Annotated in this window: 14 protein-coding genes; 12 read left to right on the top strand and 2 right to left on the bottom strand. The window is 60.6% G+C overall.

Annotated features, from left to right (window positions below; translation table 11 throughout):
- Nucleotides 1-61: 61 nt before the first annotated feature.
- From EI983_RS11175 to EI983_RS11165, 3 genes are read left to right on the top strand one after another with little or no spacing between them, the layout of a single operon-like run.
- On the top strand, nucleotides 62-391 hold the full coding sequence (locus EI983_RS11175; protein WP_157707473.1) for a sarcosine oxidase subunit delta: 330 nt from the start codon (nucleotides 62-64) through the stop codon (nucleotides 389-391).
- Entirely contained in the window at nucleotides 388-3,405 is a 3,018-nt protein-coding gene (locus EI983_RS11170) for a sarcosine oxidase subunit alpha family protein (protein WP_157707472.1), read from the top strand. The genes EI983_RS11175 and EI983_RS11170 overlap by 4 nt, the downstream gene beginning before the upstream one ends.
- A complete protein-coding gene (locus tag EI983_RS11165) occupies nucleotides 3,398-3,964 on the top strand; it encodes a sarcosine oxidase subunit gamma (RefSeq protein WP_157707471.1) in 567 nt (188 codons plus the stop codon). Before EI983_RS11170 ends, EI983_RS11165 begins: the two co-directional genes overlap by 8 nt.
- Here the strand turns inward: EI983_RS11165 and EI983_RS11160 are convergent.
- Nucleotides 3,961-5,508 (bottom strand): hypothetical protein, encoded by a 1,548-nt coding sequence (locus tag EI983_RS11160; protein WP_157707470.1) that lies wholly within the window; start codon nucleotides 5,506-5,508, stop codon nucleotides 3,961-3,963. The genes EI983_RS11165 and EI983_RS11160 overlap by 4 nt on opposite strands.
- A 196-nt stretch (nucleotides 5,509-5,704) precedes the next feature.
- On the opposite strand from EI983_RS11160, the gene EI983_RS11155 reads away from it, so the two are divergent.
- The 3 genes from EI983_RS11155 (at nucleotide 5,705) to rarD (ending at nucleotide 8,486) form a co-directional block, all read left to right on the top strand.
- Nucleotides 5,705-6,304: a superoxide dismutase gene (locus tag EI983_RS11155; RefSeq protein ID WP_157707469.1), complete on the top strand. Its 600-nt coding sequence runs from the start codon at nucleotides 5,705-5,707 to the stop codon at nucleotides 6,302-6,304.
- Nucleotides 6,305-6,471: 167 nt separating this feature from the next.
- Nucleotides 6,472-7,518 carry a hypothetical protein gene (locus tag EI983_RS11150; protein WP_198389281.1) on the top strand — a complete coding sequence of 349 codons (1,047 nt, stop codon included), beginning with the start codon at nucleotides 6,472-6,474 and terminating at the stop codon, nucleotides 7,516-7,518.
- Nucleotides 7,519-7,598: 80 nt separating this feature from the next.
- Nucleotides 7,599-8,486, top strand: coding sequence for an EamA family transporter RarD (gene rarD, locus EI983_RS11145; RefSeq protein ID WP_157707467.1), 888 nt, complete (start codon nucleotides 7,599-7,601; stop codon nucleotides 8,484-8,486).
- Here the strand turns inward: rarD and EI983_RS11140 are convergent.
- Nucleotides 8,456-9,007 carry an LOG family protein gene (locus EI983_RS11140; protein ID WP_157707466.1) on the bottom strand — a complete coding sequence of 184 codons (552 nt, stop codon included), beginning with the start codon at nucleotides 9,005-9,007 and terminating at the stop codon, nucleotides 8,456-8,458. The genes rarD and EI983_RS11140 overlap by 31 nt on opposite strands.
- A gap of 105 nt (nucleotides 9,008-9,112) precedes the next feature.
- Here EI983_RS11140 and EI983_RS19335 point away from each other — a divergent pair, with 105 nt between their 5' ends.
- The 6 genes from EI983_RS19335 to EI983_RS11110 all read left to right on the top strand — a co-directional run bounded on the left by EI983_RS19335 (nucleotide 9,113) and on the right by EI983_RS11110 (nucleotide 15,403).
- Complete coding sequence (locus EI983_RS19335) at nucleotides 9,113-10,516, top strand: LysM peptidoglycan-binding domain-containing protein (protein ID WP_246162124.1); 1,404 nt, start codon at nucleotides 9,113-9,115, stop codon at nucleotides 10,514-10,516.
- Nucleotides 10,517-10,815: 299 nt separating this feature from the next.
- Entirely contained in the window at nucleotides 10,816-11,553 is a 738-nt protein-coding gene (locus EI983_RS11130; RefSeq protein WP_157707465.1) for a BtpA/SgcQ family protein, read from the top strand.
- A gap of 13 nt (nucleotides 11,554-11,566) precedes the next feature.
- Nucleotides 11,567-12,187, top strand: a complete 621-nt coding sequence (locus EI983_RS11125; RefSeq protein WP_157707464.1) for a phosphoribosyltransferase family protein — start codon at nucleotides 11,567-11,569, stop codon at nucleotides 12,185-12,187.
- Between the two features lie 54 nt (nucleotides 12,188-12,241).
- On the top strand, nucleotides 12,242-13,174 hold the full coding sequence (locus EI983_RS11120) for a ribose-phosphate pyrophosphokinase (RefSeq protein ID WP_157707463.1): 933 nt from the start codon (nucleotides 12,242-12,244) through the stop codon (nucleotides 13,172-13,174).
- Nucleotides 13,175-13,237: 63 nt separating this feature from the next.
- Nucleotides 13,238-14,122, top strand: coding sequence for a LysR family transcriptional regulator (locus tag EI983_RS11115; RefSeq protein ID WP_157707462.1), 885 nt, complete (start codon nucleotides 13,238-13,240; stop codon nucleotides 14,120-14,122).
- Nucleotides 14,123-14,263: 141 nt separating this feature from the next.
- Nucleotides 14,264-15,403 carry an extracellular solute-binding protein gene (locus tag EI983_RS11110; protein ID WP_157707461.1) on the top strand — a complete coding sequence of 380 codons (1,140 nt, stop codon included), beginning with the start codon at nucleotides 14,264-14,266 and terminating at the stop codon, nucleotides 15,401-15,403.
- The last annotated feature ends 61 nt before the right edge of the window (nucleotides 15,404-15,464 follow it).

The following is a 15,464-nucleotide window of genomic DNA, read 5'->3' as shown; positions in this document are numbered from 1 at the left end:
GCGCAGAATTTTGCCAAGAAAATGTGCATTTTCTTGGCGCTCAAATCACCGGAGGCACCTCATGCTGATCCTCGACTGCCCCTGCTGCGGCGTGCGCGGCGAAGAAACCGAATTTGCCGCTGGCGGCGAGGCGCATCTGAAGCGTTTCGGCCCCGGCTCGACCGATGACCAGTTTCACGACTATCTCTTCATGAAAGAGAACCCCAAAGGCGTGCATCTGGAACGCTGGCGCCATGCCAATGGCTGCGGCAAGTGGTTTCTGGCCGCGCGGAACACCGTGACGATGGAGGTCTATGGCACCTATAGCGCCCAGACCACCGAGCCGCCGCAAGAGATCAAGGACAAAATCTCGGCCAAGGTGCCGGGCTGGAGCTGGAGAGAGTTTTCATGAGCACGCGTCTGGCCGATGGCGGTCGCCTGATCGACCGCAGCAAAACCGTTCATTTCACCTTCAACGGCAAGCGCCTGCAGGGCCGCGAGGGCGACACGCTCGCTTCCGCCCTTCTGGCCAATGACCAGATGCTCGTGGGCCGGTCCTTCAAATACCACCGCCCGCGCGGCATCGTGGCGTCGGGGGCCGAAGAGCCGAACGCGCTTTTCAACATGGGCGAGGGCTCGCGCTTTGAGCCGAACCAGCGCGCCACCACGACCGAGCTTTATGACGGGCTGACCTGCACCTCGCAGAACCACTGGCCCAGCCTTGAGTTTGACGTGGGCGGCATCAACAAGCATCTGGGCCGCTTCCTGCCCGCGGGTTTCTACTACAAGATGTTCATCCATCCGCGCCCGTTCTGGAAGCATGTGTATGAACCCTTCATCCGTCAATCCGCGGGCCTGGGCAAAGCCCCCCGCGACCGCGATCAGGACCGGTATGAGCATTTCTATGCCTTCGTCGATGTTCTGGTGATCGGCGGCGGCGTGGCCGGGCTTCAGGCCGCCAAGGCCGCGGGCGAGGCTGGCGCCAAGGTGCTTGTGATCGAGCAGACCTCCGACTGGGGCGGTCGCGCCATGGTGGATGGTGGCGAAGTGGACGGCGAGCCTGTGGATAAGTTTGTTCAGAAAATCCTGAGCGAACTTCAGGAAATGCCAAACGTGACCCTGCGCAGCCGGTGCATGGGCGCAGGCGTTTACGACCACGGCTATGTGCTGGGCTATGAGCGGGTGAACGATCATCAACCCGATGCGAAAGGCCCGCGCCACCGCCTTTGGCGCATCCGCGCCAAGCAGACGATCACCGCAACGGGTGCCATCGAACGCCCGCTCAGCTTTGCCGGGAATGACGTGCCGGGTGTGATGCTGGCCTCTGCCATTCGCGATTACGTGGTCAATTTCGGCGTCTCCTGCGGCGATCGCACGGTGGTTGTGACCAACAATGATGACGCCTATCGCACCGCGATTGTGCTGAAACAACAAGGGCTTGACGTTCCCGCGATCATCGACGCCCGGGTCCTGCCCGAGGACAGCGCGCTGATGGCCGAAGCCAAGGCGCTGGGGCTGCGCGTGGTCATGGGCCACGGCATCGCCGGGGTGAAGGGCGGCAAGCGCGTGACCGGTGTGCAGATTTGCAGCCAGGCCGGCGAAGGCGCTGTACTGGAGGAAATCGCCTGTGACGCCGTGGCCATGTCGGGTGGCTGGTCGCCGGTCGTGCACCTTTGGTCGCATTGCGGCGGCAAGCTGATCTGGGACGAGGCACAGGCGTGTTTCCGCCCGGATGTGGATAAAGCACCGACAGGTGACGCCGGGGAAGCTTTCGTGATCCCCGCAGGCATCGCCAATGGCCACCTCGGTCTGGGTGCGGTTCTGACCGATGCCCATGCCGCTGGCCAAGCCGCTGCCAAGGCTGCTGGCATGAAGCCGAAGAAGTCCGCGGCCCCCGAAGGCCACACCGTCGCCGAGGCCGCGATTCAGCCGATCTGGCTGATGCCGCAAGGGGCGGGCAATAAGAAGCGCATGAAAGCGTGGCTGGATTATCAGAACGACGTGAAAGTGTCGGATGTGCAGCTGGCCGCACGCGAAGGCTATGAAAGCGTCGAGCATGCCAAGCGTTACACCACGCTCGGCATGGCCACCGATCAGGGCAAGCTCAGCAATATCAACGGGCTCGCGATCCTGTCGGACGCGCTAAACCAGCCGATCCCGCAGACCGGCACCACCACCTTCCGCCCGCCCTATACGCCGATTTCAATGTCGGCCATCGCGGGTGAGGCGCGTGGGCCGATCTTCCAGCCGATCCGCAAGACCGTGCTGCATGACTGGCACGAGGAAAACGGTGCTGTGTTCGAGCCCGTGGGCGCCTGGCGGCGGCCCTATTGCTACACGCAAGAGGGCGAGAGCGTGAAAGACGCCGTGATCCGCGAGATCGACACAACCCGCAAATCGCTGGCCCTGCTGGATGCCTCGACCCTGGGCAAGATCATCGTCAAGGGCCCGGATGCGGGCAAGTTCCTCGACATGCTCTACACCAACATGATGAGCACTCTGGCCCCCGGCAAATGCCGCTATGGCCTGATGTGCGGCGAAAACGGCTTTCTCATCGACGACGGCGTTGTGGTGCGGCTGGATGAGGACACGTTCCTCTGCCACACCACCACCGGCGGGGCCGAAAGCATCCATGGCCATATGGAAGACTGGCTGCAATGCGAATGGTGGGACTGGAAGGTTTATACCGCCAACGTGACCGAGCAATACGCCCAGATCGCCGTGGTCGGCCCCAAGGCGCGTGAGGCGCTGGAGGCGCTGACCAAGGACGACATCTCGGGCGAGGCACTGCCCTTCATGAGCTTCAAGGAGATCACGCTGGGCGATGGCATTCCGGCGCGGGCCTACCGCATCTCCTTCTCGGGGGAACTCAGCTATGAGATCGCGGTGCCTGCCTCCTATGGCCGGGCGCTCTGGGATGATCTGCTGGCGGTGGGGGCCAAATACGATGTCACCACCTATGGCACCGAGGGCCTGCACGTGATGCGTGCCGAAAAGGGCTTCATCATGATCGGGGACGAAACCGACGGCACGGTGATCCCGCAGGATCTGAACATGCAGTGGGCGATCTCGAAGAAGAAAGAGGATTACCTGGGCAAACGCGCGCAGGAACGCACCCATATGGCCGATCCCAACCGCTGGAAGCTGGTGGGGCTGGAAACGGTGGACGGCTCGGTCCTGCCGGAAGGCGCCTATGCCGTGGCCGAGGGCACCAACGAAAACGGTCAGCGCAACACCCAGGGCCGTGTGACCTCGACCTACTACTCGCCCACCCTCAAGCGCGGCATCGCGATGGGGCTGGTGCATAACGGGCCGGACCGCATGGGCGAGGTGATCGACTTCCCCAAGGTGGACGGCACCGTGGTCAAAGCAAAAATCGTCGATCAGGTCTTCTACGACAAGGACGGGGAGAAACAGAATGTCTGAAGCAGTGGCACCGCTGAACGGCGCGAAATACGAAGGCTTCGTCAGCCTCCGCGCGATGGGCCTGCAAGGCATGATCACCCTGCGGGGCGATCTGTCGGACGCCAAGCTCAAGAAGGCCGTGAAGGCCGCCACCGGTCAGGCCGTGCCCGCACAGCGCAAAATCGCGCATGAGGGCGAAAGCGGCGTGGCCTGGATGAGCCCGGACGAGCTGTTGCTCTTCGTGCCTTACGCCGAGGTCGATGCCAAACTGACCGAGCTGCACGAGGCGCTGGCCGGTACGCATTTCCTTGCCGTGAACGTGTCCGACGCGCGCGCCATGTTCCACCTTGACGGGGCAGGGGTGCGCGAGGTGATGGCCAAGATCTCGCCGGTGGACATGTCGGCGGCGGCCTTCGGGCCGGGCGATTTCCGCCGCTCGCGCATGGCGCAGGTGCCCGCCGCCTTCTGGATGCCGACCGATACCAGCGTTCAGGTCGTCTGTTTCCGCTCGGTCTCGGACTACGCGTTCAACCTGCTCAAGACCTCCGCCGAGCCGGGCGGAGAGGTTGGCTATTTCTAAGCCACTCGCGCCACCGGGCAGGTTTCGGTGTTCAGCCGCGCGATCTGAGCGTTCACAGCCTTGCGGGTATAGCCAATGCCCGCAAGCTCGGGCGCGTGGGCGTTCATCAGCTCCAGGTGATAGCGCAGTTCGGCCCGCTTGTCGGGTGGCAGCGCCGCGGCCCAGCCCAGCAGCCGGCGGTCATTGAACGGGCAGATATAGAAATTGTTGGTAAAGCTGTAGAGCAGGTTGCCGAACCCATGCGCCAGGAACTGCTCGGCGAACATCAGGTCATAGGGGCGGGCCTGCGCCGCGGCGGGCAGGGTGGCGAACCACGCTTCATAGGCGGACCGGATCTCGGGGCTGCCTGAAAGCGCCCCGTCCCCCAGCATCATCATGCGAATGCCCATATCGGTCTCATGGGCGCGCCCATCGGAATACTCCCGCACCCCGCGCCGCCACAGCACCGCCTTGAGGAAATCCGCGCCGTTGCCGCGCAGGATCAGCCCGCCGGGCGGATGCGCATAGAGCACATCGAGCAGCGTGGAGGAGGGCGGGGCCATCGCTCCGGTTATGATCTGATGAGTACGGGCCAGACGCGCGCGCCGGGCCTCATCGAGCCTGTGTTCTGCCTGTCCGGCCGGGTCGATCTCGTCAAGCGGCGCCTCCAGCGCGCCCGCCAGTTGCCCTGCGATGGCCAGATCGGTCCGGCTCATCACGTTCTCGGTATGGCTGAACAGGCGCATTTCCGGCAGGTGCGGCTTTGCACAGGCCAGCAGCAGCCGACTGTCCAGCCCGCCCGACACCGGTAGATGCACCTGCCCGGGCGCGTGGCGCACCAGGGCGGCGATCACCTGCTCCAGCCGGGCCGTGATCCGGCCAAGCTGCCTTGGTTCCTCCGCGGCCGTCGGCTCGGTCAGCGCGTCCTCTCCGGGCCAGAACCGCACCGGTTTGAACGTCTTCAGATTCAGGAAATGGTTGGGCAACAGGCGCTTGACCACCCGGTCCTCGGTCTGCCCGAACGCAAAGCGCCCCATCCCGATCAGGGCATTGCCGGTCAACGGATAGGCGCGGTTGAACTGCGGCGCCCGCGTCAGCGTGAGGTTCACCGTGGCCCCCACCCGCCGCGTCGTATGGTCATAGACCACGCCCAGCGACCCGAAACCGTCCGGGTAAACCCGGGTCATCCGTGGGGTGTGCACCACGATCACATAGCGCCCGGCGCACAGGATCAGCCGGTCGATCAGCGCCTGCAGCTCCTCCTCGGCCCGGGCCAGGCTGCGCAGGCGCCTGGCGTCGATCACCTGGCCTTCGTCATCCACCGCCACGCCCAGCACCGCCACCTGTCCGCCTGTCTTCAGCGAGGTTCGCGCCAGCGGCAGGTCGGGCCCGTGCCACAAATACCAGTCGCCCAGCTTGGCGCGGATCAGCCCATCGGGCACCGCCGTGTAATCACGCGTCAGCACCCATTGCTGCGCCAGAACATCGGAGGACGGGATGTCATAGGTCCGGCACAGCTCTTCGATGCGCGCCTGCGGGACCGCTGAAACGGATGATCTGCTCATTGCCCTGCTCCTGTGCACCGCGCTTACCGGCGGTTTTCCGGAAATATAGGGCGCTCCCGTCGCGATTTCCACGAAAACCCGACAGGCCCGGCCCGCGCCCGTCGCCAGAAAACCTGCCCCGGCCCCTTGACCTTGTCCCCTCAAGCCTACCATGTAGGGCGATAGAAGAATAATCACCAATATGGGAGCCCAACCAATGGCATTCGAACTTCCCGACCTTCCCTACGCCCATGATGCGCTGGCCGGCAAAGGCATGAGCGCCGAGACGCTCGAGTATCACCACGACCTGCACCACAAGGCCTATGTCGACAACGGCAACAAGCTGATTGCCGGGACCGAGTGGGACGGCAAGTCGATGGAAGAGATCATCACCGGCACCTATGACGCGAACGCGGTGGCGCAGAACGGCATCTTCAACAACATCAGCCAGCTGTGGAACCACAACCAGTTCTGGGAGATGATGGGCCCCGGCGATGCGGGCATGCCCGGTGAGCTGGAAAAGGCGATCACCGAAAGCTTCGGCAGCGTCGATGAGTTCAAATCGCAGTTTTCCGCCGCGGGTGCCGGACAGTTCGGCTCGGGCTGGTGCTGGCTGGTGAAAAACGCCGATGGCTCGCTGGCCGTGACCAAGACGGAAAATGGCGTGAACCCGCTTTGCTTCGGTCAGACGGCTTTGCTGGGCTGCGACGTGTGGGAGCATTCCTACTACATCGACTTCCGCAACAAACGCCCGGCCTATCTGGAGAACTTCCTGAACAATCTGGTCAACTGGGAAAACGTCGCCTCGCGCCTCTGATCCGGTTTCCTTTATGATCCCAAAGCCCCCGCCTTGAGCGGGGGTTTTTCTTTTTCCTTTTAAATCAATGCGATTTTTCTTGCTATAGGTGTGTCGCTCGGGCAGTCTGCGTCCCTGACGCGAGCTTTTGAGAACGAAAACGTATTACTGACGATCTGGGGACCAATATGAGATTGAAGACATGGTTGGCATCCGCCTGCGCGGCGCTGATGCTTGTGGCGTGCGGCACCGTGAACGACGAGACAGGCTATACCGGCGGGGCCTTTGGGCGGCTTGCCGATGAGCGGCTCTTTCAGGCCCGCAGCATGGCCCAACGCGCCGACCGCTACCTGATGAGCTTGACCCTGATCGCCCCCATTGCCGCCGAACTGGCCCAGACCGAGGCCGAGGCGAAATCCATGTCCATTCAGATCAACAAGGCCTACGACATCCTGGGCCGGATGAACGAGATCAGCCATAGCTGCGTGCTTCAGCACACGTCGTGCAAATCCGTCGATACGCCGACCAACAGTGCCTTCGCCTTTGAGAAAAACAGCTACGACATGCAGCGCACGCTCTATGCGCTGGCCAAGCAGAGCAGCGATGCCGCCGACCTCGATGATCTGATCGACGATATCATCGATCTGGACCTGGCCGGGCTTCTGAACACGGGCAAGCGGACCTTCCCGATCCTGCGCCGTGTCTTCGCCACCTATCGCGACACGGTGGTGACCTTCGGGTCTGCCGTTTATTCGGTGTGCTCGGATCAGAAGCGGCGCGACCCAGATGCCACGTCCAGCACCGATTGCGACACGCTGGGCGCTTTACTCGCACAGATGTCCACTGGTCAGATCGCCAAAACCGGCCTGCTGGCCGAGCATGAGCGGCGCACGATCCGCGCCACGCTCACCGCTCTTGACGGGGCGGCACTGGAACGCTGGGGCGCAAACTGGCACCTTCAGAAATCCCATGCGCTGGGGCTGGTCTATCACGTCGATGCGGCCTGCATCCGCCTGCGCGCCATGCAGAAACTGGGCGCCGACGATGATGAAGACCTAGAGGAAGTGATCAACTGCGCAGGCGAGGACAAGCTGCACAAGAGCCAGATCAAGGCGAGCGCGAAACGCAGCGCCTATATCGCGGCAATCTCCAAACGCGCGGTGCCTTTGCTCTTTGCCGAACCGCTGGAGGCCACGCAGGTGACCGAGGACGACGCACCGCAAACCGACGGATGAGCGACAGATTATCCTTGATCTCCTCTGCGCCGTGAGCCAGCACGGTGGCGGGCAAATCTGCCCCGCTCAGAGGCCATCCCATGACCGACACCACCAAAGGCGTTCTCGCCATGATCCTGGCCTGTGTCCTCTGGGGCATTTCGGGGCTGTTCTACAATTATCTCACCCATATCCCGGCTGTAGAGGTGATGGCGCATCGCACCGTCTGGGCGGTGGTGTTCTTCCTCGTCCTCCTGACCCTGCAACGCCGCCCCTCGGCCCCGTTTCGCGCCCTGTCAACGCGTCGGTCCTTTGGCATCCTTGCGGTGGCCATGGTCCTTGTCGGGATCAACTGGCTGGTTTTTGTCTATGCCATCCAGCAGGGCAAGGCGCTTGAGGCGTCACTGGGTTACTTCATCTATCCGCTGGTGGCCGTGGCGCTGGGCATCGTGGTCTTTGCCGAACGGGTGGGCCGGGCGCAGGGGCTGGCGATCGGGCTGGTGACGGCGGCGGTGCTGCTGCTGTCCATTGGTCTGGGGGTGACGCCCTGGCTGGCGCTGCTGCTGGCGGTGTCCTTCGGGCTTTACGGCATGGTCAAGAAGGGGCTTGCCGTTGGCCCGGTCGTGTCGGTTACGGCTGAGGCGATGCTGCTGTCTCCCTTCGCGCTCGGTTTTCTCGCCTGGCAACACGGCACCGGGGCAGGGGCCTTTGGCGCAAACCTTCAGGACAGTGTCCTGCTGGCCCTCTCGGGCCCGATAACCGCACTGCCCCTGATGTTCTTCAGCTATGCCGCACAGCGGGTCGGGATGATGACTGTGGGCCTTCTGTCCTACCTCAACCCGACGCTGCAATTTCTGGTGGCCACGCTTGTCCTGCAAGAGCCGTTCGGCCTCTGGCACGCGATTGCCTTCGCGATGATCTGGACGGCGCTCGCGCTCTATTCCGCCGCAAGCTGGCGTCAGAGCAAGGCCGCGCGCAGGCCGGTCTGAAGCTCGGGCACGGTGGCCGGGCTGCGCAGATAGTCAAGCAGGCTGGCATCGGCAAATCCCTCGTCGATGACATGGCTCATCAACTGCATCAGGGGTGACCAGTAATAGTCGGTATTCAAAAGGAAAATCGGCTTGGAATGCAGGCCGATCTGACGCCATGTCAGCACCTCGAAAAACTCGTCCAGCGATCCCGCGCCGCCGGGCAGCACGACGATGGCGTCGCAATTCATAAACATCACCTTCTTGCGCTCGTGCATCGTTTCGGTGACGACAAAGCTGGTGAGGTCGGTCTTGCCCACCTCGGCGCGCATCAGGTGCACCGGGATCACGCCGAAGGTTTCGCCGCCGCGCTCCTGTGCGGCCCGCGCGCAGGCACCCATCAGCCCCACATCCCCCGCGCCATAGACCAGCCGGAACCCCTCATCTGCCAGCATATGCCCGGTGGCAGTGGCCGCGGCCTCATAGGCCGGGTTGCGCCCCGTGCGTGAGCCGCAAAAGACACAGACTGAAGGCTTTGACATGGGCGATCTCCGGGATGTACGGGTTGCTTTGATTTGTGTATCGCGGGTTGATATGGTCTCACAAGTGGGATGAGCGGCATAGCCGGGGGCGAAGGAAGACGATCAATGAGCAAATTCTCGGGCGTGGTGGGCGGTCCGGTCCTGGGGGCCGCTGCGGCAGCGGCGCTTGTGCTGGCGGTGGCGCTGTTGATCGGGCCGGGCGACAAAGGCGCAGACACGGGCGAGACGCCCGCGGACCTGGCCGGGACCGTGCCCGAGGCGCAGACCCCTCAGGAGGACAGCACCGCAGAAACCAGCGATGCGCCTGAGGCCGACAGTGCCGAACCCGCCGAAACCACCGCCCAGGACGACGTGGCAGAGGCCGCGCCCGAGGCCACCGAGGACACCGAGGCCCGTGCCGTTCCCGCGATGCCCGAGGCACCCTCCATCGACACGTTCCGGCTTGACCCCGATGGCGCGCTTCTGGTGGCCGGGCAGGCCGCTCCGGGCTGGGACACGCTTGTCACGCTCGACGGGGCCACCCTTGAGACCGTGACCCCGGACAGCGCGGGCAAGTTCGTCGCCTTCCTGCAGATCGACCAGAGCGCGGAGCCCCGGATCCTGTCGCTGCTGATGCGCGACCCGGAGAGCGGCGCCGAGATTGCGTCGCGTGACGAGGTGATCATCGCTCCCACCCCCGTGGCACAAGCCGAAGAGCTGGCGGAATCGCAGGCCACTGACGCGGGTGAGACCGGGCAAACCTCCCAGACGCAGGAGGTGGCCGAGGCCGCGGCGTCCGATACGGCCGGTGACGCCGAACCCGACACCAAGAGCGTGCAAACGGCCGATGCCGGACAGACCGCCCAGACTGCCCCGACAGAGAGCGAAACCGCCCCGGCAGAGACCGAAACCACAACCGTAACCACAACCGAAACCACAATCGAAACCATTGCGGTCGACCCCGTGCAGGACAGTGCGGAAGCGTCGCAAACCGTGCTTTTGTCCAACGATGACGGCGTGCGTGTGCTTCAGCCCGCGACCCCGCGCGACCTCGCGCCCGATGTCATGTCCTCGGTGGCGCTCGATGCGATCACCTACTCCCAGCAGGGCGAGGTTGAACTGTCGGGCCGGGGGCAGGGGGACGGCTTCGTGCGGGTCTATCTTGACAATGCGCCCGTCACCAGCTCGCGGATTTCGGAAGACGGCAATTGGCGCACCGATCTGCCTGAGGTCGATACCGGCGTCTACACGCTGCGGATTGATGAAACGGACGCCGAGGGCAATGTCACCTCCCGCGTCGAAACCCCCTTCAAGCGCGAAGAGGAGGACGTGATCGCCGCCGCCTCCGCCGCCGTGGCCGAACAGCGCATTGCCGCCGTCACGGTGCAACCCGGCTCGACGCTTTGGGCCATCAGCCGCGCAGCCTATGGCGACGGGGTGCTTTATGTGCGCGTCTTCGAGGCCAATCGCGACCGCATCCGCGACCCCGACCTGATCTATCCCGGCCAGGTGTTCAGCCTGCCGGAGTGATCTCTGCGATATCGCTTTGCCTATACCGCGCCGTAGGGCGGTCCATTTCGGATGCAACCGCGGTGAGCGTCGACTGTGAGCCCAAAACACCAAATGCCGCGCGACATAGGAAAGGCTGCTATCTGCAACAAGTGGTTCTTGTTCAAAACACAGGACAACGGGGCAATCGATCTGTCAGCAAAGTTTGTTGTCCAACAAAGTTTCATTTTCAAGGTTAATGGATAAATAAGAACTATAAATTTTCTAAATTGAATTGCCAATGATACTTTTCGCCCAGACCTACTGAGCAGAGGCGAAATATGAACCGGTACACCTTTCAACAGAGTTTTGGGACCTCCGGGCCGGTCGTGCTCCCAGTGATTCACGTGCTTGACGCCGAGCAAACAAAAACGAACATTCAATCGGCCATCGACGGTGGGTGTCCTGGTGTTTTTCTGATCAATCACGACTTTGAAAAGGAAAAATTGGTCCCAATCATCAAGGACATGCGTCGAGCATTTCCAGATGTTTGGATTGGTGTGAACTTCCTCGCAGTGACCGGCAAGTTTGCATTCCCAATTTTGGGCCAGCTGCAAGCAGAGGGAGTTCAGGTTGACGGCTATTGGGCCGATGATGCGCGGATAGATGAACGCAGACCCGAGGATGACCAACCCGAGGCAGAAGAGATCGCCGATATTCGCAATGAGAGCGGATGGACCGGGCTGTATATCGGTGGCACTGCGTTCAAGAAACAGCGCGAGGTAGAACCTGCCCAATTTGCCAAAAGCGCCCGTATCGCCACACGCTACATGGATGTTGTGGTGACGTCTGGCGTGGCGACCGGCCATGCGGCAGATGTGGGCAAAATCGAAACCTTCCGAGAAAATTGCGGTGATACGGCTCTTGGCCTGGCCTCGGGCATCACACCCGAAAACGCAGCGCAATATGCGGATGCGGTTGATCTTTTCATGGTTGCGACAGGAATCAATTTCGAGGGGGATTTCTACAACATCGACCCCGATCGCCTGAAGCGCCTCATGGACATCACACGGAAATAAGGGAGACAATCAAATGACTCATGACAAAGGACCCCGGGATGACCGCTGGTACTTCTCGCTGATGGCACCCAACACCAAGGGCGACAAATTCGCCTGGTTGGACCCGACTTCCATCTACATAAACGGCAAGGCCTATCATGATCTGCTGGATGATCTTGTTGCCGATCTGGACGCGGACGAGATCGACGTTGTTGCGGGTCTGGATGCCATGGGCTTTGTGCTGGCGGCTGGTATCGCCGCCCGGATTGGTCGGGGCTTCTTGCCCATCCGCAAGCCCGGCAAGCTGTGTGTTGATACAGATCAGGCGTCGATGACCAACTACTCAGGTCAGACGCAGGCAATGGAGATGCGTTTGCCAGCCTTCGCGCCGGGAACACGGGTCTTGCTTGTGGACCAATGGGTGGAGACCGGAGGTACCATGCACGGCGCGGTTCAGTTGGTAGAACAGCAAAAGGGCAAGGTGGCCGGCATGGTGGCCATTGTCATGGAAGAGAATGACAATACCGCCGAGTATCGCAAGAAATACAAATGCGTCACTGCGATTCAACCGGGAACCGAATGGCAGCGTCAGGCCAACGCCCAATATCTCGAAAGCTTTAAGACCTACAAACCCGAGATGGCATTTCCGGTCTAGGCAACTGGGCTCAGCCCACATTCCTGACTCCTCACCTGAAAAGGGGCTCGACAGATGAAACTGGTCTGTGGAAACAGCAATCGACCGCTCGCAGAAGCGATTGCGGCGCATATGAAAGTACCGCTTGCAGAGTGTAATGTGCGCCGCTTTGCCGATGAGGAAGTGTTCGTTCAGATACAGGAAAATGTGCGTGGTGATGATGTTTACGTCATCCAATCCACGTCGTTTCCTGCAAATGACAATCTGATGGAATTGTTGGTGTTGATTGACGCGCTGCGCCGCGCATCAGCGGGACGGATTACCGCCGTTATTCCCTACTTCGGTTATGCTCGTCAGGATCGCAAACCAGCCCCTCGCACACCGATTTCGGCCAAGCTGGTGTCGAACATCATCACTCATGCGGGTGCCGACCGGGTTTTGACGATGGATTTGCACGCAGGCCAGATTCAGGGCTTTTTCGACATACCCACCGACAATCTCTTTGCAGTGCCCGAAATCGTCCGCGATATTGAGCAACAAAGTAGCCGTGATAATGTCATGGTTGTCTCACCGGATGTGGGCGGGGTAGTTCGTGCGCGCGGATTGGCCAAACGTATTTCCAGCCCACTGGCGATTGTCGATAAGCGAAGGGACAAGCCGGGCTCATCAGAAGTCATGAATATCATCGGCGATGTTGAGGGTAAATCCTGTGTGCTAGTTGATGATATCATCGATTCAGGTGGAACTCTTTGCAATGCTGCGACGGCTTTGCTGGAACACGGTGCCGCTGATGTGTCGGCCTACATCACCCATGGCGTTTTGTCTGGCAAGGCGGTCGAAAGGATCGATTCATCAGATCTGGCGTCGCTGGTCATCACCGATACGATTTGTGCCACCGAGGCGGTCGCAGCGTCTTCCACGATCCGCACAATTTCCATCGCGCCGATGTTTGCGAAGGCGATTACTCGCATTGCCAGCGGGGAGTCTGTCAGCGTTTTGTTCGAATGATCGAATATCATTCATCATGTTAATGATTGCCCTCCGAGCATTTTCAACGCTAATCTTCGCGGCATGCGTGTTGTCAATCTTTCGACCGAACTTTTGCGGACCTTCGTGACCGTCATCGAAGTGGAAAGCTTCACGCGGGCCGCAGAAATCCTCGGACGGACACAACCGGCGATCAGCCTTCAGATAAAGCGATTGGAAGACACGGTTGGATACGCTCTGATAAAGCGCGAAGGCAAAGATATTTCCCTAACCGAGCGTGGCGAGTCCTTAGCCATCCATGCGCGGCAAATCCTGCGCCTGAACGATCTGGCTGTGGCGCAGTTTGAACACCAGAAAGAATCGTCCAAGCTTCGGGTCGGATTGCCTGTGGATTATGCGGTAAACACTTTACAGTCCTGTCTGACGAACGTTGTGCGACAGTTCTCTGACATTCAGATTGAAATAAGGTGTGACTTATCCAAGAATCTCCTATCAGCCTTGAGAAGCAACGAAATAGACATTGCAGTAGCGCTGTTTGATGGTGATGATCAGCAATTTCTGTTCCGAAACTGGAAAGAACAGCCCGTTTGGGTCGGTGCAACAGATTTTGAGGTTCCAGATCAGGACGTTATCCCGCTCGTGGTTCACCCCTTTGGCTGCGTCTACCGGGAGCGCATGGCCACGGCCCTGAAGCTGGCCGGGCAGGACTGGCGCATCGCCTACTCCAGTCCAGGCATCGGTGGCGTGCAGCATGCGGTGAGGGATGGGCTGGGTTTGTCCTGCTTGACGGGCCCTACCGTTCTGGACGGCATGCGCCGATTTACCGAAAAGGATGGCCTTCCGGCATTGCCTGCTCTCCACATTGGGCTCTTCGCGCGTCAGGCGCAGTTGGGCGCCGGTGGCTATGCGGCAATTGACGCCATTGTAAACACACTTGAATCGCAATCCTCGGACGTTAATTCAGGATAAGCATTCGTAATGAGATCATATTAACGATAAATTTCCTTTTGAACGCGCACTGGCATATCCTTCGGTCAAATCTGCGGCAAAACACATAGCCGTAATCGGCGTGTCGCGAAAAAGTTCGCAGAACAGCATGGAGGAAAAGTAATGAAGCCGAAACACCTGACAACCCGCCGGATGACACCCACGCGTCGCGATGTGCTAAGGATCGGTGGGGGCATCGCACTCTCGGCACCCTTTGTAAGCCGAGCCTGGGCCTCGACCACGGAAATCAACATGCTGGCCTGGTATGGTCATGGTGAGCCTGACATGGTCGGTGCCTTCGAAGAGGCCAACAACGTCAAGTTCGTCCCCAAGTACTACGCAGGCGGCGACAACATGCTTGCGCTGATTGCGCAATCGCCTCCGGGCACCTACGACATTATCCTGTCGGATGCCGAGTTTGTGCAGCAGCTCAATGCTGCAGGCTATATCGAAGAGCTGAACGCGGCAGACTACCCGCTCGATGACATGCTGCATGAGGATTTCACCAAATTCCCAGGCCATTGGGCTGACGACAAGCTCTATTCGATGATGGTTCGCGGCGGGCATTTGGGCGTATCTTACAACACCACAGCTGCGTCAGCCGAAGAAGCGGCCAGCTATGACGTGTTCTGGAAGGAAAGCCTGAAAGGCAAGGCGGGCCATTTCGACTGGCATCTGCCCACCCTTGGCATGATGAGCCTCAAGAACGGCAATGGTGCCGGGCTTTGGGATCTGGATGACGCCGCATGGCAATCGGTACAGGATACGACGCTATCCTTGCGACCGCAGGTGGGTGGCTTCTTTGACTATGGCGGCACATTCAACGGCCTCAAGAACGGAGAAATGCTGGCCATGTGCGGCATCGGCGATTGGATCACCGGCGTGCTGGAGCGTGATGGCGCACCGGTTGCTTCGACCATCCCGAAAGAAGGGGGCATTCAATTTACGGAAAGCTATTCTATCGGCAAAGACAGCGAGAAGGCGGATATCTGTACCAAGTTCATTCAGTACATGCTGTCGCCCGAAGGTCAGGTGAAATCGGCGCAGATGTTGGCCTATCCCGGCTTCTGCATCACCAAAGCCGGCCGTGCCATGTTGCAGGAAGTCGATCCCGCCGAGGCCAAGCGTAGCCATCAGATTGAAGGTATGGCCAATGATCCGATCGCCCTGATCAACGAGGGCCGTATTCACTACCGTGACATTCCGCAGCAGCAATCGCTTGAGGATTGGAATGACTTTTGGTCGGAGTACAAAAACGCCTGATTGGCAACATCTGACAAGTTAAACAGAGCAGCCCGGTCAGGGCTGTCCTGATCAGCCAGAA

The organism is Roseovarius faecimaris, from assembly GCF_009762325.1.
In the GTDB taxonomy this organism is placed as follows: Bacteria; Pseudomonadota; Alphaproteobacteria; order Rhodobacterales; family Rhodobacteraceae; genus Roseovarius; species Roseovarius faecimaris.
This window is presented reverse-complemented; position numbering and strand designations above follow the sequence as displayed.